The sequence below is a fragment of the Bacillus sp. SIMBA_074 genome (genome assembly GCF_046534555.1).
Lineage (GTDB): Bacteria > Bacillota > Bacilli > Bacillales > Bacillaceae_G > Bacillus_A > Bacillus_A mycoides.
In genome coordinates, this window is record NZ_JAWRYM010000018.1 from 1 (window position 1) to 22516 (window position 22516).

The following is a 22516-nucleotide window of genomic DNA, read 5'->3' on the forward strand; positions in this document are numbered from 1 at the left end:
CTTCCTCAGATTTCTCTAATTCCACAACTTCTTCTGTCGCTTCCTCAGATTTCTCTAATTCCACAACTTCTTCTGCTTCCTTAGCTTCTTCTTCAAAAGCATCTGGTATTTCTATAGTAATTGTTTCTTCAAGCTTTTCATCTGCTTTTACAATCACTACATCGTCTAATGTTTCTTCTTCGACTTGATTTGCTGCAACTTCAGCAACAGTTTCTTCTATTTCTGTATTACATTCATTTTCTTCTGTTAATATCGAATACACATGCTCTACTTTAGAATCTATTGACTCTTCTTGTAAAGTTTCTTCGTTATCTTCTGTAGATGATAACGCCACTACATCTTGCTCCTGCTTCAAGGCTTGTACAATTGTAGCCTCTTTTTCCACATGCTGTCCTACTGTTTTATGAAGCAAATCATCACTTAGGCTTTCTTCTAATGAAGGGGCTTGACGTTCAACTTCGTAACCGTTTTTCTCTAACCATGTATCCACAACCGATTTTTCTTCTACTTTATTACTTCGTTCGTTCACTCCGTTCTTAACAGATGAACTTCCTTGTAGAACTCCCGAAAAGTCAGATAATGTATATCCCTTTTTCTCTAACCATGCGTCAACAACAGCTTTTCCTTCAACAGATATTTCAAGATCTTCTCTTACCTTTTCTTCCTCCTGCACAACCTTCGTTTCTACTGAAGGACGGTTATATCCATAAATCGGAGAAATCATTTCTGTTGGACGAAATGGTCTACGGTTACTTTCTTGCGACGGTACGAATGCTTTTTTTACGACAGGCTCTGGTTCCGGTTCATATTGCAATTCCGGTTCCTCATATGTAGGTGCTTCTGTTTCCACATACGGTCGTCTGCTTCTTTCCACTTTTATTCCTCTTTGAGTAGGCTGTTCTTCATATGCTCCTCTTTGAATAGGTTGTTCTTCAAAGTTAGGCAGTTCTCTTACATCCTCCTCATCGAAGCCATTATCTGGTATTAATGGAAAACGACATTTCCCTGCATTCCGACTTGCCATTTGTGCTTCTCTTGCTTCAGTGTAGTGGTTTACACGAGGAATTTTCGGCTGACTTTCAATTTGTGCCGGTACTTCTTTATTCATCACTGTTTTTTCTTCCTCTTTGTTAAACAGCTTTTTCATCCAATCTAACATGTTTACCACTCTTTCTACTAAATAGTAACATCCTTTATTGTATCAGCATTCGGCAAAAAGTGCAGGTAAAATTAAGCATATTAGTTTTATCCATAATATTCTAATTCACGATTGTTTTTCATATAGAAAAACGAGGTCTTACATGTAAGACCTCGTTTAATCTTTACCCTTCCGATATTCATCCACACTATCCGTTACACTTTGCAATAAAGAATTTCCATACTGTGGGTCAGATAATTTTTTGTCTTCTTCAGGGTTTGACATAAATCCAAGTTCTAATAGTACTCCTGGAAATTTCGACCAATTAAATCCAGAAAGATCATCCCGAAATTTAATTCCATTTACTTTCACTTGATGATTCTCTCTCATTTTATTTACTATCGTTTGAGAGATTTGAAGACTTTCAGCATAAATCTCTTTCGTATACGGACTTCCTTCTGCCGGTGTCAATACAGCAAATCCACTTTGATTTGGATTTTCAGAACCATCTGCTTGAAGGCGCAAAAATAAATTCGCTTTATGATCATTCGCGAATGTTGCTCGTTCCTTATTACTTATATCAACCTCATGTGACGTTCTCGTCATCAATACTTGTATACCTTTTGCTTCAAGTTTTTCTTTCAATATAAAAGCCATCTCTAATACAAGAACTGATTCCCTCTTTTTCGTTACAACTCCCGCTGTTCCGTCTGTTACTTTATATTTTTGCGTAGTTGCTCCTGGACCAATTGCCTCTAAATTTAAATTCGCTTTTTGTTGATGCCCTGGATCAATAACGACTAGAAACTTTTCTTGTTTTTCATTACTCTCTACTTTTTGTTCATTATTTTGTACTGGTTGCTCAGTTGGCTGCAGCGGCGTAGTTTCCTCTTTCTTTTCCTCGGCCGGCACTTCCTCCTGCTTATGTTCCACTTGCTCATTCGTTTGAATTGCTTGCGGCTGTTCTTTCTTTTCTTGTTCTTCTTGCTGCTTTTCTACCGGTGCGTCTTCCTTATTATCTTTGTTTTTTTCTTGTATAGAAGAGGTTGTTTCTTTTTTCGGCTCTTCTTGCGAACAACCTCCCATATATATTCCAATGACTGCAATAGCGCTCATTATTTTTATATACTTCATTTTTCTCTCCTATCACTTTGCACCGGTCTCAAAGTTTTTCTTATAATTGTTTTATAATTTCATCCATATTTCCAATATGAACGGGTTGCCACGTTTCTGTACCACGCTCTGCGGTATAGACTAGATAAGCATCATCAGCTACATTTACGAAAACAGGATCCCCCATATCCGTTTCATATCCGATAACAATCCATTCCTCTTTCCATTTTCCACTTTCTTCACTTATTAATGAATTTTTATGTTTATCATATCGATAACCGATTTGTCCTTTTTCTAATTCATTTTCGCTAAACACATATATTTCATAGGAACCTAGTTCGATATCTTGCTGTTTTGAAGTTTCAATTCGTTTCAGAAGTTCTGCAATTTTTGGTTGTTGCTTCATACGTCTACCCCCTTCTTTTTTCTAAATTTTACCTAATCCGTTTTTGAAATACAATATAGATTTTGAGAGGAAACGTTACAATCCTAGGAATTTCGCACAAAAAAATAGCCTCACATATGCGAGACTACTTTTTCTAACATCAATTAAAATTTAAATTCTTGTCCAACTTCAAAGCTATCTTCTAATACAAGAATACCTTTTTCTTCTGGAGCATCTGGAAGCTCTAACTCACGTGCAGAGCAAATCATTCCAGAAGAAGGAACACCGCGAAGTTCAGCTGGTTTAATTAACATACCACTTGGCATTACAGCACCGATTTTTGCAACAACAACTTTTTGTCCTGCATCAACGTTTGGTGCACCACATACGATTTGTAATGTTTCTGTACCGATTTCTACTGTACAAATGTTTAATTTATCAGCATTTGGATGCTTCTCTTTTTCAGCTACATAGCCTACAACAAATTTCGGCGTGAAATCAGCTTCTACTTTTTCTTCAAAGCCATTCTTCGCTAAAATTCCGTTAATTTTTTCAACAAACTCTTTCGTTAATGTAACGTTTCCGTTGTCTGTTACTTCTACATAAGAAGACGCATTAAAGATGTTGAATCCTGCTGTTACGTTGCTTTCACGATCGTATACGCGAGCAACATCTCCTTTGCGGTCAAATGTACGGTTTTCTAAAGTAATATCTTGTAAGGTAACAATTAAAGTGTCACCAATTCCTTCAAGGTTGTAAAAAACGTTCACTTCGTTCATCCTTTCTCTTTTCCATCTGTCTTCTTCCGATTCTTCGCTAAAATAAAGATTGGTTCGAAGTCCCCATCTTCATATACGAATGAAAGTGATGTAATCGGAACATGCCCTTCGGCAAAAAATTTCATTGTCATTTGTGCAATAATATCATAACCGATTTCGTTGACGATATCAGCAATAATTAATACATCTTGGTGAGGAACTGCAACAACCATATCACCAGAGATCTTTTCACGCATCGAGTGTAGTAACGATTCGTTTAAAATACGACTCGCATCGTATCCATCATTTGTGTTTAAAAAGTAGAATGTATTACCTGCTACTGTCTCCTGCTTAAATTCATAGCCTAATGAGCGAGCATTAAATAATGCCATTTCACGTACTTGTTCCTCTGTAAGCTCTAATTTTTGCAATAAGCGCTCATCAATTAATCGATACGTTTTATTAGAATCTAGCGCATAGTAAATACGTGTTTCCGCCGTATGGTCCGTCATAATAAACGGATTTCCTTCTTCTGATTGTTTCGGGAAAGAAGTAGAGCGAATAACAGGTAAAATTTTCGCCGTGCTATTTTCTTCTTTATGCATTGCAATTAGCGCTTCTTGTACGTAATAAGCGACCTCTTCAATTGCTTTTTCTTTGTTCACTTCCCATTTTGCAACTACTCCTGGAAGTGATACGTTAATACCTTTTTTCGAGTCTGTTTGTTCAATACGAAGAACTTCTTTCTCGCTATCATAATGAAAGTCCCATTCTGGTCGAGATAATTTCTTCATTAACTCGTCTTTCATCTTTTTACTTGTCATTTTCATCTCTTTTTCCTCCTTTCCAAAAAAATAACCTCCCCCGCGAAGGTAGAGGTTGTTTTTACAATTCAATTGGCTAATTGTCTTATTTTAAACCTTCAATAAACTCTTCGATTTGCTCTTGTGTTTTACGATCTTTATTTACATAGCGTCCAGTTTCTTCACCTTTATTGTACGCTACAAAGCTTGGAATGCCAAATACGTCTACTTTCACGCATAAATCAATAAATTCATCACGATCTACATAGTAAAATGAGAAATCACTATACTTCTCTTCTACTTCTGGCATAAATGGATCAACGAAACGGCAATCTGGGCACCATTCTGCTGAGAACATGAAGACTACATTCTCTTCATTTTTTAATTCTTGGAATTGTTCCATGCTTTCTAATGATTTCATCTATATTTCCTCCTCTAACGAGTGCACTTTTTCACACTATAATCTTTTCTTTATACTACCATACATCGCGCATGGTGCAAGGTTTATGCTTGCTTTTCATCATACTTATATTGCCCAACAAGTAACTTAACAACGTGTACAAATAATTCCGTTCGGTCGACATAATCATCTGTAAAAATACCGATAGCACCTTCGTGACTACGAATATCTTTTCGCTCTACAAACTCTTCCATCACTTCACTTAGCTCTTTTCCTTCTTCAAGCGGTGCTAAAAAATCGTTTGGTAACTTAATACGTGCCCCGCCCGCAACAAATGTTTTACCTTCAATCGTCGCTAAAGCACCCCAGTTACACATAAATAACCCATGCTCCGTTTTCATAACGCCGCCTTCTAGCCCAATGCCGATATGAGCTGCACCTTCCTGCAATGCTCTCTTCGCTCTATTTACTGCTCCTTGCATCGTCTCTTCATCTGAAAAAGGCTGATTTGCTACTCCTGATGGAACAGAAAGAGATGTAATTTCAGCATCTTCCCAAACCTTCTCCACAGCCCCAACCTTCGTCTTATTCTTCGATCCAACTACTACCTTCATTTCATTCACCTCTATATAAATTCATCATTCTATCCTCGAACACCAAATCAGTCTTCATGACTGAGATTTATACCGTAGCGCCTGACCGCACACACGCATCTCTGTGTCATCTCTCCCACCTGAAAAAAGAAAAGGTTTTCCAAAAACAGCCTTCCTCTCTCTTCCTACCCGCGGTCTTAATACATCGCTCGAACACCAACTAGGCACTGACCGCTCCCATTCATCGCTGGGTCATCTATTCAACCTAAAAAAAGAAGGGTTTTTCACCCTTCCTCTCTACGCGTTATTCTTAATTGTCTCTAACGTCGTTTTGTCCGTCGCTCTCACAAGCTTCGTAATTAATTCCTTCGCTGCCGCATAATCATCAACATGTAAGATAGAAGCATGTGTATGAATGTAGCGTGCACAAACACCAATTACTGCTGATGGGATACCTGAGTTACTTGTATGTACACGGCCCGCATCTGTACCACCTTGTGAAATAAAGTATTGGTACGGAATGTTATGTGTTTCTGCTGTATCTAAAATGAATTCGCGCATTCCTCTATGTGTTACCATTGTACGGTCATAAATACGAAGAAGAGCGCCTTTTCCTAATTGACCGAACTGCGTCTTATCACCAGATGCATCATTTGCTGGACTTGCATCAAGCGCATAGAAAATATCTGGTTGAATCATATTTGCAGCAGTTTGCGCTCCGCGAAGACCTACTTCTTCTTGTACAGTCGCACCAGAGTATAATGTGTTTGGTAATGTTTCATCTTTTAATTCCTTTAGCAATTCGATAGCAAGGCCACATCCATAGCGGTTGTCCCAAGCTTTCGCCATAATTTTCTTTTCATTTGCCATTGGCGTGAATGGGCAGATTGGAACGATTTGTTGCCCTGGCTTTATGCCAATTTCAATCGCATCTTCATAACTATCTGCACCTATATCAATTAACATATTTTTTATATCCATCGGTTTTGCACGTTGCGCATCACTTAATAAATGAGGAGGAATGGAACCAACAACCCCAATAACAGGACCATTCTTCGTCATAACTTGTACACGCTGAGCTAATAGTACTTGGCTCCACCAGCCACCTAACGTTTGAAAACGAAGCATCCCATTTTTCGTAATTTGCGTAACCATGAAACCTACTTCATCCATATGACCTGCTACAAGAACGCGCGGGCCAGTTTCGTCCCCTTTTTTCAGACCAAATACGCTACCTAAACCGTCTTGCACAATCTCATCAGCATATTTGCTTAATTCTTGCTTCATAAAACTGCGCACATCATGTTCAAAACCTGATGCACCTTGTAATTCTGTTAACGTACGAAATAATTGTAATGTCTCTTTATTCACGAAGTCCCCTTCTTTCAAACCTTAGTAGAATACCTCTTTTATTGTAACGAAATTTTCGAAATGTTTCTAGTTTCTTCTTTTTTAGTTGCATTTGCATTATAATTATTATTGGTACACTATTTTTATTTTACAGAATTGAGGTGAATATATGAGCTGGAAAGGTTTAGTCACAGGTCTTGGCGTTGGGTTCGCAGCTGGTTATTTCGTTGCAAACAAAGTACAAGAACAATCCCATATTTCTTCAGAAAAAGCATTGAAAATGGTGAAACAAGCATTAAGTCATAAAGGTGAAATTACTGGCTCTTGGGTACATATGGTTCCGGAGGCATTTGAAAAATATGATGTCGCGTACGAAGTTTATCGCGGCGGTCTTACAACGATGTTAGATGAAATACAAGAACGATTTGAATTTTTAGTTGATGCTAAAACAGGTACTGTTTTAGAGGTTATAGCAGCATAAAAAGAGGTTTCCCATTAGGTGAACCTCTTTTTTTTTAGAATTACCAACAAAAGCTGATAATAACAGCAATACATAATAAGTGGAGATTGTTCCAATAAATATTTTTGGACACCTTCCTCTTATTAATATTAAGCTTCTATATTTGTTTTTCTCTCTATCTTCTCCACTATATGCCCTTCCTCATTCCACTTTACTGCACGGTAATATGCATCATGATAAAAAGTAAACCACGCCTCTTTTTCAGCACCATACTTCATCCACTTTTGTTTATGTTCAATCGATGTCATTGGATAGTCATCGTATGCCATTACCCATAATACATTTTGATGTGCATGCGTCGGTAAAATGTCCGCTAAATGAAGCATCGTTTCACCCTGACTTTCAAGGACGACAACAGCATGTCCATCACTATGACCACCCGTATGCACCATCTTTATTTCATCCGTAATTTCTATTTCTTGCCTGAACGTAACAATCTTATCAACGATTGGCTCCCAATTTTCCTTCCAATATGTATTACGCGATCTAACATTCGGATTTTTCATTTCATTCCATTCAGTCTCACTTACATAAATCGTTGCGTTCGGAAACGCCGGAACAAGGCGATTTCCCTCCCATTTTGTTAAACCAGATGCATGGTCAAAGTGAAGATGCGTCATTAAGACGTAATGAATATCTTCATTATGCAGTCCCAATTTTTCTAAAGATTCCTTAACTGATGATTCTTCTGTTACACCTTGATTCCGCTTCATTTTCTCATTCAATTTACCATTCCCTATCCCTGAATCAATAAGCATGTTTCCTTCTTTCGTTTGTAAGAGTAACGGATCTGTTCGTAAATAAATATGATTTGTATCATTACGTTTATATTTTCGTGACCAAAGTACTTTTGGCACAACTCCAAACATCGCGCCTCCATCTAAATGTGTATTCCCACCTTTTAGCCACATCACTTTTATATTTCCAATTTGTAACTGTTCCATATCCCATCCCCCTTTTCTATTTAATTTTAACATAATATTCCGATTATTTTTCATATAAAAAACCTATGCATTACTGCATAGGCTCCGTACGATATTTTGCTTCAACTCGATAAATACGATGACCTTTACTAGAAAATTTCTCTTCGTATTCTGTCATAATGTTTCCTTCATAATCACTATTATGAAGATCTAGGCTAAGGTAAGTTAATAACATACCATACTCAGCCATACTCATAATAGAATATTCAAATAAACCTTGGTTATCAGTTTTGAAATGAATTTCTCCGCCATCTACTAACACTTCTTCATAATTGCGTAAAAATGTTTTATACGTTAAACGACGCTTCGTATGACGATTCTTCGGCCATGGATCTGAGAAGTTTAAATAAACGCGGTCAATTTCACCTTTCGCAAAGAAAACTGTTAAATCTTCAGCATCTTTATTAATTAACTTTAAGTTCGGTACTTCTTCTTCAATTAATTTATCAAGTGCATCTACAACAACACTTGTGAATTTTTCAATTCCAATATAGTTAATATGCGGATTTGCTTTTGCCATATCATACATGAAGCGGCCACGTCCTGTACCTACTTCAATATGAATTGGCTGTTCATTTCCAAATATTTCTTTCCAGTTACCAGCACTCTCCTCTGGGTTTCCAATTACGATATGTGAATACTCATTAATTCGATCCATTGCATAAGGCTTATGTCTTAAACGCATAGATGTCTCCCTCTCTTTACAAAACTATTTTAAAGGAAAAATTCCTTCTTTCTGTTTTAATCAATCTATCAAACAAAAAACCAAGTACGTACGAGCACTCGGTCCGTTTCTTTCAAGTATAAGATGTACCATTTTGATAAAAACTACATAAAGCATTAAACATTCCATGACGAAACAGCTTTTTCTCTTACATTTCTAGGGAGAGAAAAACACTCGAAAGGATGATCCGTTCATGCCAATTAATCAACAGCATCAATTAGAAGTATTAAAAGATATTTTAATCAACCATCAAAGTGATTGCTGCGGGACAGTTTCTGAATGCGAGCAATTAGAGCGACTCATTCAATCGTTACTCGCAAACGATAGTATAAGTAGTGACACTAAAGTAATGCTAAACGATGTATATTCTTATAGTCAATCGGGTAAATCTTCCTCTAATTTGGACAACCATATTTCCAATAATCAAGAACAACTTACTCAGTGGATTGCTGGAATGGACAATTTTTCTTAAGTATTATTCTGAAGCAAGTAGTTGCTGTAAATATTGATGCCAATATTTAGCTTCTGCTTGCTGCTTTTTTGTTGTGTGCCATTGCATAGATAAAATCGTTTGTGCTATCACATACCATCTCATACGCCTAAGCAATGATTCATCTAGTTCAATCTCATAATATCCGAGCCACTCACTCCATTCGTGGCGCGGAATATACCAATATAATAACATACCAAGATCTAAAGCTGGGTCAGCAATAACAGCCCCATCCCAATCAATTAAAAACAATTCATCTTCGTCCGACAATATCCAATTGTTATGGTTTACATCACAATGGCATACAACGAATTCATTGTACTCAATATCTTTTAATGACTCCGTTAAATATTGAAGACCTTGCTGAATTGTTTCATCAACTCTTATATCTCCTCTTAAAACGAGCTGTAATTGTTGTAATAACTCTTGCGCATGAAGCGGCTGCTTTCCTAGCCTTTGAATCATCTGCACAAGCGCTTTAGAGGAGTGTATTTTTTTCAAAAGTTTCGCAACACGTTCTAGTTTCATATCCTCTGGCTCTAACTTCTGTCCCGGAAGCCATTTTTGAGCAGAAATTACATCACCGTTCGTTACCCTTCTTGTCCAAAGTAATTTTGGAACAATTCCTTCTGCTGACAATACCGCTAAAAAGGGCGATGTATTCCGCTTTAAAAATAACTTTTGTTGTCCGTTTTGCGCAATATATGCATCGCCCGTTACTCCACCAGCCGGTATAAGACTCCACTCTTTTCCTAATAATTGTTCCAACCATTCCATATTCATTACCCGTTAACAAATCCTTATCTTTTATAGTTATGAAAAGAAAAACCGCAACATTTCTACATATGTTGTGGATTCATATATTTTACTGTATTTGAATGAAAAAACTTGGCATAAGCCGAAAACAGGATAAATCACCTGTTCTTCTAGTTTATTTTACAAAATCAATCATAGAATGACAACTTATGAAAATCGTCACCTTTGTCAATTCTACATTTATTACATTCTCATCGTCAAGTAGCGATTTGTCACATTATCGCCAATATATACGTGCTAATTGGAGCCAATTGAAGTTCCTTTCCTCTAAATGAAGAAATTGGCTCTATTTTCGCTTGCTTTTCGTTTACTAACACATGCCACGTTTCTTCTTTTGGAAGCTGCACCGTTTTAGCTTCCAAACCGCTATTAAATAAAACTACAATCTCTTTCCACGGTCCAAATAATTCTACATGCTCTAGGTGGTATGCCAGTACTTCTGTAGATGTTTGCAAAAAAGTCATATGCTTTTTTATAAGGTCTACATTTTGTAATCGGAATGCCCCGTGCCCTTTGCGAATCGCAATTAACCCTTTTATATAGTTAACGGTCTCCATCTCTTTCTCTTTTTGATCCCAATCTAATTGATTAATTTCATCATTTGCATTATAGCTATTTTCGTTCCCTTGCTTCGTACGATAAAACTCTTGCCCCGCATGTAAGAAAGGAATCCCTTGTGAAAGAATAACCATTGCAGTTGCTAAACGATGACGCCTTTTCAAAATTTCTTCTGATTCTGGATTACTTTGCACTAGTTTATCCCACATCGTCATATTGTCATGACATTCTACATAGTTGATGCTTTGTACTGGCTCTAGGAACAATCCTGTTTCTTTCATACTTAAAAGGCTACCAGCTACTATATACTGCAAATGATTACAGTCTACATGCCCACCAAATGCAAAGCCACGTTTATTTATATTAAAAGTACTTCCTTTTATTCCATCACGAAATTGATCATTAAACTGTGCGATACATGGCATTTTATTCGCATTATTTAACGTCGCTTTCTCTTCAAGAGGAAGCGGTGTTTGCAAATCCCATCCTTCACCTAATAACAGCGCATCCTGCTTTATTTTTCGTACTTCTTTTTCTAATTCATTCATCGTTTCAACATCTAAAATTCCCATTAAATCAAATCGGAATCCATCAACATTGTATTCAGTAAGCCAATATAAAACAGATTCTATAATAAATTTCCTCATCATTTTCCGTTCAGATGCTATATCATTTCCAACTCCCGTCCCATTAGAAGGCATACCGTCTTCCCCATGACGAAAATAATATCCCGGGACAAGCTTCTCAAATGATGATAATTCTCTTTCATAAACATGATTATATACAACATCTATAATCACTCGAATGCCGTGATCATGAAATGTTTCAATTAGTTGTTTACACTCTACTATCCTGTTATATGGATCAGAAAGGTTTGTAACATAAAATCCTGTTGGTATATTGTAATATAACGGATTGTAGCCCCAATTATATGCGGAAGCAGGATTCACTTCATCTATACCACCAAAACAATGTAAAGGTAATAGTTCAACATGTGTAACGCCTAAATCTTTTATATGAGACAATCCTGTTAATGTCCCATTTCGCCCTACTGTCTCCTCTTCCATTAGCCCTTTATATGTTCCTTTCTTATTCACCCCACTGTTTGGGTGAATAGTAGCGTCACGAATATGCAGTTCATACAATATGGCCTCTGTCATTGACTGTAATGGTGATAATTCTACTCGTTTTGTCACATTCGTTTTTTCCAAATCGATAACGACGCCGTATTTTCCATTTATCGTCGCAGACTTTGCATAAGGGTCAACCGCTTCGTTCCATATTAAATTAATACAAACAAGGAATGTATATCGTGCTCCATCATGATCACCTTGTAATGTATGAATCCACACTCCGTTTTCTTCTCTGTACATTTCATAATCAATATATTCTTTATCACTTTTATAAATCCGTACTTTCGCAAGCCTTGCAGTCGGAGCCCATACTTTAAATATTGTTTCTTCTTTTTTATACACAGCACCTAAGTCGGTACCTTCGTAATAATATTTTTCATCGAAAACTACTGTTCGAATCACAGCGCCTATTTGTAAATCTGTTTCTTCATTCCGTTCATCCCGTACTGTATAATACTTTCCCACATCTATCGGCTCTTCTATAAAACATTCATACTTCGTTGCATCTGGAAGAGCAATAGTATGAACAATCGGTAACTCTTTCACATTGCTTCCTTCTTGTAAACGAAATGTCCGGCTTGTTCCATACGCATGCGGGAGCAAAATTGTAATTTTATTCATTTCATCTAAATAGGCATCAAATGGACGTTTTACTTTCAACATAAAAAATCACCATCATTCTTAAAGTTAAAATGAAACGAGCTGCAAATGATAAGGTTTTTCTTATCAGCGAAGCTCTATACAGTAACACATTATTCCCTATAGTATATTCACCTGTATAAAAAACGTTTTCATACATTCTATTTTTGTAGTTTTATTTCAGTAATCGATTTATACTTCGGCGTTTCCTTAACGTGAGATTCATACAAAGTAATCGTATCTGCTTGAAATGATGTTACAGGTAACTCTTTTACATTTGTCAGATCAAACACTTTTTCTCCTACCCATTTACGCGCAACAGTAATATGTGGATGATAAGGACGTGTATCTAGAGAGAAGCCATTTTCTTCACAAATTGTATGCACTTGCTTTTGTAAAGTAAACAAATCTTGATTATCACTTATCCCCGCCCAAAATATACGCGGCTGGTCCACCTGTCCGAATGTAGAAAGCCCTTGTAACGTGAACGATAATTCCGTTTTTTCTGTAAGTGTTTGTAATCCATTCTTTATTCCTTCTAACTGTTCCTCTGTCGCACTTCCTAAAAATGAAAGGGTAATATGATAGTCTTCTTCATGTACCCAAGAGCGAAATGGTAATTCATCCTTCATTTCCTCTTTATAATTAGAAAGAATTTCTTTTATATGACGTGGTAAAGTTACTGCGACAAAATAATGCGGCACCATCTACATCGTCTCCTTTATGTTATTGTTGCTTTTCTTCCTTATCTCATTCAGCTAAAAAGAATCCGCCCTCTAAAGTAGAGAGCGGTCATTATTTAAATATCTTTTATTTCGCTAATTCATGAATTGCTTGAGCGTAAATCGCTGTCGCTTTTAATAAATCTTCAATTTCAATGTACTCGTCTTTTTGATGCGCAAGTTCTTCTTTTCCTGGGAATAACGGACCAAATGCAACGCCAGCTTTCAATGAACGAGCATAAGTACCACCGCCAATTGCTAACAATTCAGCTTTTTCACCAGTTTGTTCTTCATATACACGTTGTAAAGTACGAATTAACGTATGATCTTTGTCAACGTGATGCGGGCGAGAGTTAGAATAATCCGCTACTTCAAATCCATGAGTACCAACATATTCTTTTAACTTTGCAATCGTTTCTTCAAAGTTAGTTGTAACTGGATAGCGTACATTTAATCCTAAATTACCACCGTTTTCTTGCGAGTAAGACAGGCGACCAACATTCACTGTTAACGGCCCGCTAATATCGTCTTTATAAGAAATACCAGCTTTTTCTCCCATAATATCACCTGTAAATGTTTCTGTTACAAACGAGGCAAATGAAGCCCCTTTTCCATCAATAGAAACTTTCGTTAAGAAGTTTACCAATAATAAACCTGCATTTTCTCCCTTTTCCGGAGTAGATCCGTGAGCTGAAATCCCTTTAATTTGCAACGTCACCGTCTTTCCTTCTACAATTGCTTTACCTATTTTTTTAGCAGTTTGTAAATACTCTTCATATGCTACTGTAAGTGTATTTACATCTTCTCCTGTAATAACTGCTTCTGCAAAATCAGGAACCATATTTAAACGACGACCTGACTCAAATGAAATAAGCTTAAATGTGCCTTCTTTCTCTTCGCCACCACTTTGCACAACTTGTATGTCAGAAATTCCTTTTTCCGCATTAATAATCGGAAAATCTGCATCCGGCGCAAAACCGATTGTTGGCATTTCTTCATTTTTAAAATAATGATCTACACACTTCCAATTACTTTCCTCATCTGTTCCTAAAATCATACGAACACGTTTTGAAAGAGGTAAGCCCAATTCTTTAACGATTTTCATCGCATAATAAGCTGCCATCGTCGGCCCTTTATCATCAATTGCACCACGTGCAAAAATCTTTCCATCGCGAATATCCGCACTATACGCAGGAGTTATCCAGCCGTCTCCTTCTGGTACAACATCAACGTGACAAAGAATACCTACTAACTCTTCTCCTTGTCCCATTTCAAGATGACCTGCATATCCTTCTAAATTTTTAGAACAGAAACCTTCTGCTTCTCCTTTATGTAACATGAAAGATAAAGCTTCTTCTACACCTTCACCGAATGGTGCGCCCTCTTTCGCAGATTCTTCTTCCCATACACTTTTAATTTGTAAAAATTGTTGTGTATCACGAATTAAATCATCTTTTCGTTTTGTAACTTCTTCTGTCCAATTAATCGTTGACATCACGCATCCATCCTTCACTATATTGTCTCTTTCATCATAGCAAACGAAAATCTCTTATGCCATACATGAAAATCTAATGACGAACAATTTTAATATTTCAGATATTTCTTATTAGTTTTTCTTTTATTTTCTCAAAAAAATTTGCAGGAATTTGGCGTTTTACGTAGAAATTTATGAGTTAGTTGACTGACCAAATATATAATGTCAACTACCAATATTTTTCTATATGAATATTTGTTAAACTTTTGTAAAATTTAAGTAGATTAAAGCATGAATTTTATCATGTAGAGTACAATGGTAGTAACGACCTTCTTTCCTGAATGGGGTCAAAAAAACTAGTAGAGGAGCGGTTTTCTCTTGAAACCTACAACTACTCGTATGCTAACACGCATTAAATCGATTTATATGTACATCAATGAAAACGGTACGGTAACAACGAAAGACCTTGTAGATGAGTTCGGGATCACACCGCGAACAATACAACGTGATCTAAATGTGTTGCAGTTTAATGAACTCGTGTATAGCCCTTGCCGCGGCAAGTGGACAACGACAGGAAAGAAAGTGAGAATGACCTCATAATAAAAAATAATTGTATGTAAATAAATACATACCCCTTTCTAACTCATTAGAAAGGGGTCTTTTCTATACTTTGAAATTGGCGTTATTTTTCGTTATCTACTTGATACGTCTTTAACATTTCTACTTCTTCATCTGTTAATTCACGATATTGCCCAAGTTCTAACTCTTCGTCTAACACTAAAGGTCCCATCTCTGTTCTCTTTAAATACACTACTTTTTTCCCTACTGCTTCAAACATACGCTTCACTTGATGGAATTTTCCTTCTGTAATAACAAGCTCAATTTCGGAAATATCATCACTTTTTAAAATTGTAAGTTTGCCTGGCTTCGTTTCATAGCCATCTTCTAAAATAACACCTTTAGCGAATTCTATTACATCCTCTTCCGTTACAACGCCTGAAATGTGTGCATAATATTTTTTTGGCACATGCTTTTTCGGAGATAATAGTTGATGCGTTAACTTCCCATCATTTGTGATTAATAAGAAACCTTCTGTATCAATATCGAGCCTTCCAACAGGGAATGGATCAAAAATCGCATCTTCTAATTCTAATAAATCTATTACTGTTTCGTGATTATCATCTTCTGTCGCTGAAATAACACCTTGTGGTTTATGCATCATTAAATAAACAAACTCTTTATATTCCACAACTTCACCGTGAATCATAACCTCTTGCTCTTCTACATTCACATGAAACTTCGCATCTTTCACTGGCGTTCCATCAATCTTCACAACGCCGTCTTTCAGTAATTTCTTTACTTCTTTTCTACTTCCGTGTCCCATATTCGCTAATAATTTATCTAATCTCATGTTCTTCACCTTCTTTATTTATCATAGAAAAGGGGACGTATTTACGCCCCTTTTGATTTCAACTTTATTTTGAATCTACTACCAAGTTTACGCTGGATTTTCTCTAAAGCTTCTCCGCCAAATACTCTTTCTAGTACTCCTGTGCGAATCGCTAACAATCCGTAAACAAGACCACCAATACCTGCACAAATCGCAACTGTAATAAGAGCACCAATACGGCCATCAGGCGAAACCATGAAGGATAGAAGCCATTGTGATAGTTTTACAGCAATAACCATTACAAGTGTTAAAACTGCAATTTGGAATGTTCTCTTATATACAACACCAAATGAATAGTGTGCGTGTTTTTTAATTTGTCTATTCGTATACCATACGGAAGCTAAGAAGCCGACTGCAGTAGCCAAAATCGCCCCAACTGTACCGAAATAACGAATAAAGATTACGTTACATACAAATTTCAAAATAACACCCATCACAAGCGCAATAACCGCATGTCTCTGCTGATTAATCCCTTGCAGAATTGCTGCTGTTACTGTGAATAAAGCGAATAACAATGCAACTGGCGCATACCACATTAATACTTGTCCACCTAGTGGGTCTGAATCGTAGAAAGCAGTGTAAATCGGATATGCAAGTGTAGAAATACCGACAACTGCTGGCAATGTTAAAAACATATTCGCCTGGAATGTTTGTGTAATTTGTAATTTCAAATAACGGTATTGCTTTTCAGTAAACGACTTTGTAATCGCTGGCACGAGCGTTAAACTAAACGCTGTTGCAAGTGATACTGGAATCATAATTAATTTATGCGTCCACATCGTGAAAATACCGAGTGCTCGCTCTGCGATATCTCCTTGACCAATCGCCTGCATAATAGAGTTAAATGTCAATGTATCAATTTGTTGATATAAAGGAATTGTTAATCCAATTACAACGTAAGGGATTGCATATGCAAACAACTCTTTAAACAATTGAGCGGTACTTACCGTCGATTCTGGTACAGTTTGCTCAATTAAATATTGATCCAAATATTTTTTACGTTTTAACCAGTACCAAATTAATACGCCAAGTGCTCCAACTGCTGAAACGAACGCAGCGAATGTCGCAACCCCAACTGCCGTTGCTACTGTACCACCAAGTACTTTAATAACGATGAAACTACCCGCTAATAAAAAGACGATACGAATAATTTGCTCAATAATTTGTGAAACCGTAGTCGGTCCCATCGATTGGTGGCCTTGGAAATAACCACGAATCAAACTTGCTGCCGGCACAACAATAAGCGCAAAACTTACGAGGCGAATAATCGTCGTAACTTCTTCTATCTTATTTTGTAAACTTTGTTTACCAAGCATTGCTTCTGCAAATAATGGTGCGGTCATGTACAGTACTAAGAAGGAAAGAACTCCTGTTACTATCATCATAACCATTCCCGAGCGGAACATTCTCCGGCTCGTTTTATAATCTCCAAGTGCATTATATTTGGAAACAAACTTAGAAACAGCAAGCGGCACTCCTGCCGTTGCGATACTTAAAAATATCGTATATGGAATGTATCCATATGTATAGAGCGTTCCGCCTTCTGTGCCTACTAATGCATGAAACGGAAAAACGTAAATCATGCCTAAGAACTTTACTAAAAATGTCCCTAACGTCACAATAAGCGTTCCGCGCAGAAATTTTGAATCGGACATACGAAAATCCTCCTACATCTACATAAAGTGAAACTATAATTAGTGGGGGTTTTTTTCATCCCCCACTGATTATTAGTTGAACCAATCGGGCTTTTACAGGCAGTTTATCTCCCACCTAACTTCTTTGCTCTAGCCGAATTTTGAGGTGGGAGTTTTACTGCCCGTTAATGCGGGATAAAGTGAAACTATAATTAGTGGGAGACTCCCCTCCTACTAATCATTCGAGCATTTACGGACCTTTTTAACTCCCTCTTTACTTCTCATAAATCTTAAGATAGTAGTCTTATTGCCCATAAATAGCAGGATAATGCTGAACTCTAACTTTTGTATTGTACCACAATTCTCCTCTTAAGCAGTACTTCACTCTATTTTTCTTTTAAGGGAAAACATGCTATTCTTTTAGGCAGGAAATGTAGAAAATGAGGTCGATATATTATGCATTATGATGTTATTGTCATCGGCGGCGGTCCTTCAGGGCTAATGGCTGCAATCGGTGCTGCTGAAGAAGGCACAAGCGTCTTACTTCTTGATAAAGGAAATAAATTAGGACGTAAACTTGCGATTTCTGGTGGTGGTCGTTGTAACGTAACAAACCGTCTACCACTTGATGAAATCGTTAAACATATACCTGGAAATGGTCGCTTCTTATACAGTGCTTTTTCTATTTTCAGTAATGAAGATATTATTACATTCTTCGAAAATCTCGGTGTACAACTGAAAGAAGAGGATCATGGCCGCATGTTCCCAGTATCAAATAAAGCGCAATCTGTTGTAGATGCACTGTTAACACGATTAAAAGACTTAGGTGTGAAAATACGTACGAATACGCCTGTCGAAACGATTGAGTATGAAAACGGTCAAACGAAGGCTGTTATTCTGCAAACAGGTGAAGTGTTAGAAACGAATCACGTCGTTATCGCTGTTGGCGGAAAATCTGTTCCTCAAACTGGTTCTACTGGAGACGGATACGCTTGGGCTGAAAAAGCTGGGCATACAATTACAGAACTTTTCCCAACAGAAGTACCAATTCTTTCAAACGAACCGTTTATTCGTGACCGCACATTACAAGGTCTTGCTTTACGAGATGTAAACTTAAGTGTATTAAACCCAAAAGGAAAAGTTATCATTTCTCATAAAATGGACATGCTTTTCACTCACTTCGGCCTATCTGGTCCTGCTGCTCTTCGCTGTAGCCAATTCGTTGTGAAAGCGATGAAAAAGTTTAAAACGAACACAGTGCACATGAGTATCGATGCATTGCCAGAAGAAAATAGTGAGCAACTGTTCCAGCGCATGCTGAAACAAATGAAAGAAGATCCGAAAAAAGGAATTAAAAACGTTTTAAAAGGCTATGTTCCTGAACGTTACTTCCTATTCTTATTAGAAAAAAATGAAATTGACGGTAGCGAACAAGCTGGACAAGTTTCTCATGAGAAGATTCGCGCACTTGTGAAAGACTTTAAAGAATTTACCGTCCATGTAAATGGTACGCAGTCAATTGAAAAAGCATTCGTTACTGGCGGAGGGGTATCCGTTAAAGAAATTAACCCGAAAGAAATGGCTTCAAAATTCACGAATGGTTTATACTTCTGCGGGGAAGTTCTTGATATTCACGGTTATACTGGCGGCTATAACATTACATCTGCCCTTGTTACTGGCCGAATTGCCGGAACAACAGCAGGACAAAATGCGAAAATGCAATACTAAAAAAAGAAACAGGGACTCCTGTTTCTTTTTTTAGTATGTTGAAATAGCAAAGCAGTACACGAAATTATATTGGCGATACTTTAAATATATCGACCGTTTCTTCAAAAATATCCCCTCCTCCTAACTTCCCATTGCTTTTTTGTTGCTTTATATACCTTAGTACCTTTATATTTTATATTGTTGAATATTCGAAAAAGGGTAAGGGGAAAACAAATGAGAAAAAAAGTCATGATGTCTTTAATGCTAATGACGTTTCTTTCTGCGGTAGAAGGAACGATTGTTAGTACAGCGATCCCTCGTATAACGAGTGATTTGTCAGGTGTCGAACTTGTTAGTTGGGTATATGCAATCTATATGCTTGCAACAGCTGTTTCGACTCCAATATACGGAAAGCTAGCTGATTTATTCGGCCGTAAAAAAGTTCTGCTCATCGGAGCAACAATCTTCTTAATCGGTTCTGCACTTTGCGGAGTCGTTACATCAATGGAACAATTAATCTTCTTCCGTGCTCTTCAAGGTATAGGGGCTGGTGCTGTTATGCCGATCACAATGACGATTATTGGAGACCTATATAGCGAAGCGAAAGACCGCGCGAAAGCACAAGGCTGGATGAGTGCAGTTTGGGGTGTATCTGGTGTTATTGGGCCGTTAGTAGGTGGATTTTTAGTTGATTCTCTTTCTTGGCGCTATATTTTCTTCTTAAACGTTCCTTTTGGAATTATCGCTTGCTTAATGTTTGCCACTTCTTATAAGGAATCTGTTAAGTCCGCCGCTAAGCAACATATCGACTATCTTGGTGCGACAGTTTTCTCATTAAGTACAATTGCTTTACTATACGCATTATTAACAGGTAGCAGTAAGCAAAACTGGGGAGACATTTCAATTATCGGCCTATTAATCTTTGCCGCTGTTTCATTCATTATTTTCTTATACATCGAGAAAAAGTCTCCGGAACCATTAATTCCGCTAGCACTTTTCTCTAACCGTACATTATCTACAATAAACATACTAACACTTATTGCTGGCGCAATGATTATTAGTATTACAGTGTATCTTCCAATTTGGAGCCAAGGTGTTTTAGGAAAAAATGCGACAGAGGCTGGACTCATTTTAATGCCGATTCCTGTTATGTGGACATTCGGTGCTATGTTCTCCGGCAACTTAGTTGGCAAGTTACAAACGAAACAAATTATTTTACTTGGAGCTAGCATTTTATCAGTTGCTACTTTCTTATTATTTACATTATCAACAGATTCACCATCATTCCTTATTTATGTTGCAGTCGGATTATTCGGCTTAGGAATGGGGCTTGTTACACCAATTTACATGGTAACAATTCAAGCAGCTGTACCCGCGAATACGCGCGGAACGGCAGTTGGTTTAAATACATTTATTAATACATTTAGTCAAACACTAGGAGCTGCAATCTTCGGAACGATCTTCAATACGATGATTCATGCACGTGGCATTAAAAACCTTGATCTTGTTTCTTCTGGGGGACATGGAGGGGCTACAGCAAACGTAGCAACTGAGTCACAATCCGCATTAGCATCAAGTGTACACGTCATTTATATGAGCACTTTCGTATTAGCGGTATTCACATTAATTATCGCTTGGATCCTATTAAAGCCAGCTAAACAAACAAGTGAACAATAAAAAAAGGATGACCAAAATGGTCATCCTTTTTGCATAAAATCTACTCTTCATTCTCCACAATATGTTTAAGCACGGACAATTTATTATCCCAAAATCGTTCATAGTACGAGAGCCACTGCTGTAATTCCTCTAATGGTTCTGGATGCAAACGATATATCTTCTCTCTTCCACTCTTTCTTCCACTCACTAAATTCGCTTCTGAAAGAATATGAAGGTGCTTTACAACTGCAGTACGGCTCATCGGAAAATGATCCGTTATTTTTGAAATTGGTAACTCTTTATCACTTAATAACCGTAACACTTCTCGGCGGGTTGGATCAGCAATTGCTTGAAACACATCATATTTCGCTGCTGACGAGGACACTTAACCTTCGACAACCTTTTTCAGTTTTTCATTTACAATCGCTACCCAGCCACCATTCATTCTATCGCGAATAATAGAGCTCTTCGCATTCGCTTTCGGAAGGATTTCATCAGGATGTTTCCAGCCGCCGTGAATTAACGTAAATTCTGTTTTATTATCTCCTAGGTCTTTCAAATTAAATGAAACAACCCAGCCATCTGTGTCCCATGAGAAAGATAAATAATTCGGCTCATCAATCTCTAACACTTTACATGGTGATGGTCCGAAAGGTGATTGCACATGAAACTCATGTCCTACCGCCAATTCGAAATCATTTGGCATAAACCATGACGCAATTCCTTCTGCAGTCGATACTACATTCCATACTTTTTGAATAGGCGCGTTAAAAACGATTGTTTGTTTAATATCATTTAATGTATTTTGTTGTTCCATTTTATATCTCCTTTATTCGGCATTAAAATATAACACCTTTTAGTTTCACATTAACAATATAACACCTTTTAGTTTCATGTCAAGAAAGACTCTTTTTCACTGTTGAGAAATTCTCAACATTTTTTCAACAGGACAAACACCCTCTCACCATTCCTTCATAATATACTCACAAAGGCAACAAAAAATAAAAACTTCTCTCAACATGAAACTCTATCACTCCTATTGAGAGAAGCGCCTAACTTATCTCATCTGTACTTCGTCTCTCCTCCTTCCCTCGGGGACAATACGCGAGATATGTAAAAATCAGAAGGAGTATGCCCGCCATTTGGGTAGGTAGTTATTTCTCTTCTCCTCAACATTTCCTTAGGAGCGAAATGACTACCGACCCACTTTTTTAAACAAAAATAAAAAGGAGATGAAAGCTATGTTCTATTGCATTAACTGTTCTGAAATTCACCATGAAAAACACCCGAATGATAAAGTTTTCAAAAACGGTTTTTATATTGATCCATTTTTAGGTGATCGTTATCACCTCGGTATGTGTACAGATGCCCAAAACCATGAAACAGGGGCGCCTCTTTTAGCGACAAAGAAATTAGGCACAACTCAATCTATTATGAACGTATTACCGACACATGTTGTCCCAACATAAA

General features: G+C 37.2%; 23 protein-coding genes and 1 pseudogene. 6 read left to right on the forward strand and 18 right to left on the reverse strand.

The window, feature by feature from the left end; translation table 11 throughout:
* The 8 genes and pseudogenes from SB773_RS18575 to SB773_RS18610 form a co-directional block, all read right to left on the reverse strand.
* Positions 1 to 1159, reverse strand: a pseudogene (locus SB773_RS18575) (DNA translocase FtsK); the annotation flags it as partial.
* Between the two features lie 156 nt (positions 1160 to 1315).
* Positions 1316 to 2272 (reverse strand): N-acetylmuramoyl-L-alanine amidase, encoded by a 957-nt coding sequence (locus tag SB773_RS18580; RefSeq protein ID WP_410591334.1) that lies wholly within the window; start codon positions 2270 to 2272, stop codon positions 1316 to 1318.
* A 40-nt stretch (positions 2273 to 2312) separates the two neighbouring features.
* A complete protein-coding gene (locus tag SB773_RS18585) occupies positions 2313 to 2657 on the reverse strand; it encodes a hypothetical protein (protein WP_002015616.1) in 345 nt (114 codons plus the stop codon).
* Between the two features lie 143 nt (positions 2658 to 2800).
* Positions 2801 to 3415, reverse strand: coding sequence for a YtpR family tRNA-binding protein (gene ytpR, locus SB773_RS18590; protein ID WP_002089041.1), 615 nt, complete (start codon positions 3413 to 3415; stop codon positions 2801 to 2803).
* Entirely contained in the window at positions 3412 to 4224 is an 813-nt protein-coding gene (locus SB773_RS18595; protein WP_002129459.1) for a DUF1444 domain-containing protein, read from the reverse strand. Before SB773_RS18595 ends, ytpR begins: the two co-directional genes overlap by 4 nt.
* A 79-nt stretch (positions 4225 to 4303) precedes the next feature.
* Positions 4304 to 4618 carry a thioredoxin family protein gene (locus SB773_RS18600; protein WP_002015619.1) on the reverse strand — a complete coding sequence of 105 codons (315 nt, stop codon included), beginning with the start codon at positions 4616 to 4618 and terminating at the stop codon, positions 4304 to 4306.
* 83 nt (positions 4619 to 4701) lie between these two features.
* Entirely contained in the window at positions 4702 to 5211 is a 510-nt protein-coding gene (locus tag SB773_RS18605) for a DUF84 family protein (protein WP_002167552.1), read from the reverse strand.
* Positions 5212 to 5487: 276 nt separating this feature from the next.
* Positions 5488 to 6561 (reverse strand): M42 family metallopeptidase, encoded by a 1074-nt coding sequence (locus SB773_RS18610; RefSeq protein ID WP_002089046.1) that lies wholly within the window; start codon positions 6559 to 6561, stop codon positions 5488 to 5490.
* A 148-nt stretch (positions 6562 to 6709) separates the two neighbouring features.
* On the opposite strand from SB773_RS18610, the gene SB773_RS18615 reads away from it, so the two are divergent.
* Positions 6710 to 7021, forward strand: a complete 312-nt coding sequence (locus tag SB773_RS18615; protein WP_002015622.1) for a PepSY domain-containing protein — start codon at positions 6710 to 6712, stop codon at positions 7019 to 7021.
* Between the two features lie 128 nt (positions 7022 to 7149).
* On the opposite strand, the gene SB773_RS18620 is transcribed toward SB773_RS18615, so the two are convergent.
* Positions 7150 to 8004, reverse strand: coding sequence for a YtnP family quorum-quenching lactonase (locus tag SB773_RS18620; protein ID WP_410591339.1), 855 nt, complete (start codon positions 8002 to 8004; stop codon positions 7150 to 7152).
* Between the two features lie 70 nt (positions 8005 to 8074).
* On the reverse strand, positions 8075 to 8728 hold the full coding sequence (trmB, locus tag SB773_RS18625) for a tRNA (guanosine(46)-N7)-methyltransferase TrmB (protein ID WP_002015624.1): 654 nt from the start codon (positions 8726 to 8728) through the stop codon (positions 8075 to 8077).
* Between the two features lie 232 nt (positions 8729 to 8960).
* On the opposite strand from trmB, the gene SB773_RS18630 reads away from it, so the two are divergent.
* Positions 8961 to 9239: a YtzH-like family protein gene (locus SB773_RS18630; protein ID WP_002015625.1), complete on the forward strand. Its 279-nt coding sequence runs from the start codon at positions 8961 to 8963 to the stop codon at positions 9237 to 9239.
* Positions 9240 to 9242: 3 nt separating this feature from the next.
* Here the strand turns inward: SB773_RS18630 and SB773_RS18635 are convergent, their stop codons facing one another.
* The 4 genes from SB773_RS18635 to pepV form a co-directional block, all read right to left on the reverse strand.
* On the reverse strand, positions 9243 to 10040 hold the full coding sequence (locus tag SB773_RS18635; protein WP_131246861.1) for a phosphotransferase family protein: 798 nt from the start codon (positions 10038 to 10040) through the stop codon (positions 9243 to 9245).
* A gap of 245 nt (positions 10041 to 10285) precedes the next feature.
* Positions 10286 to 12427 carry a type I pullulanase gene (gene pulA / locus SB773_RS18640; RefSeq protein WP_410591342.1) on the reverse strand — a complete coding sequence of 714 codons (2142 nt, stop codon included), beginning with the start codon at positions 12425 to 12427 and terminating at the stop codon, positions 10286 to 10288.
* A 137-nt stretch (positions 12428 to 12564) separates the two neighbouring features.
* Entirely contained in the window at positions 12565 to 13110 is a 546-nt protein-coding gene (gene thpR / locus SB773_RS18645) for an RNA 2',3'-cyclic phosphodiesterase (protein ID WP_002067707.1), read from the reverse strand.
* Positions 13111 to 13213: 103 nt separating this feature from the next.
* Positions 13214 to 14620, reverse strand: coding sequence for a dipeptidase PepV (pepV, locus tag SB773_RS18650; RefSeq protein WP_410591345.1), 1407 nt, complete (start codon positions 14618 to 14620; stop codon positions 13214 to 13216).
* Positions 14621 to 14977: 357 nt separating this feature from the next.
* Between pepV and SB773_RS18655 the strand changes: the two genes are divergently transcribed.
* A complete protein-coding gene (locus SB773_RS18655; protein ID WP_000805512.1) occupies positions 14978 to 15199 on the forward strand; it encodes a DeoR family transcriptional regulator in 222 nt (73 codons plus the stop codon).
* Positions 15200 to 15281: 82 nt separating this feature from the next.
* Here SB773_RS18655 and SB773_RS18660 read toward each other — a convergent pair whose 3' ends face one another.
* A complete protein-coding gene (locus SB773_RS18660) occupies positions 15282 to 16010 on the reverse strand; it encodes a pseudouridine synthase (protein ID WP_131246863.1) in 729 nt (242 codons plus the stop codon).
* Positions 16011 to 16051: 41 nt separating this feature from the next.
* Entirely contained in the window at positions 16052 to 17704 is a 1653-nt protein-coding gene (locus SB773_RS18665) for a putative polysaccharide biosynthesis protein (RefSeq protein ID WP_060750859.1), read from the reverse strand.
* Positions 17705 to 18139: 435 nt separating this feature from the next.
* On the opposite strand from SB773_RS18665, the gene SB773_RS18670 reads away from it, so the two are divergent.
* A complete protein-coding gene (locus SB773_RS18670) occupies positions 18140 to 19411 on the forward strand; it encodes a BaiN/RdsA family NAD(P)/FAD-dependent oxidoreductase (RefSeq protein WP_375370038.1) in 1272 nt (423 codons plus the stop codon).
* A 213-nt stretch (positions 19412 to 19624) separates the two neighbouring features.
* Complete coding sequence (locus SB773_RS18675; protein ID WP_044444001.1) at positions 19625 to 21067, forward strand: MDR family MFS transporter; 1443 nt, start codon at positions 19625 to 19627, stop codon at positions 21065 to 21067.
* Between the two features lie 40 nt (positions 21068 to 21107).
* Here SB773_RS18675 and SB773_RS18680 read toward each other — a convergent pair whose 3' ends face one another.
* Together SB773_RS18680 and SB773_RS18685 are read right to left on the reverse strand one after the other, a co-directional pair.
* Positions 21108 to 21431, reverse strand: a complete 324-nt coding sequence (locus SB773_RS18680) for an ArsR/SmtB family transcription factor (protein WP_002015665.1) — start codon at positions 21429 to 21431, stop codon at positions 21108 to 21110.
* The gene (locus tag SB773_RS18685; RefSeq protein ID WP_002015664.1) at positions 21432 to 21863 is read right to left on the reverse strand and encodes an SRPBCC family protein; all 432 of its coding nucleotides are present in this window, start codon (positions 21861 to 21863) and stop codon (positions 21432 to 21434) included.
* A gap of 424 nt (positions 21864 to 22287) precedes the next feature.
* Between SB773_RS18685 and SB773_RS18690 the strand changes: the two genes are divergently transcribed.
* Complete coding sequence (locus tag SB773_RS18690; protein WP_002129470.1) at positions 22288 to 22515, forward strand: DUF3973 domain-containing protein; 228 nt, start codon at positions 22288 to 22290, stop codon at positions 22513 to 22515.
* Position 22516: the final 1 nt, after the last annotated feature.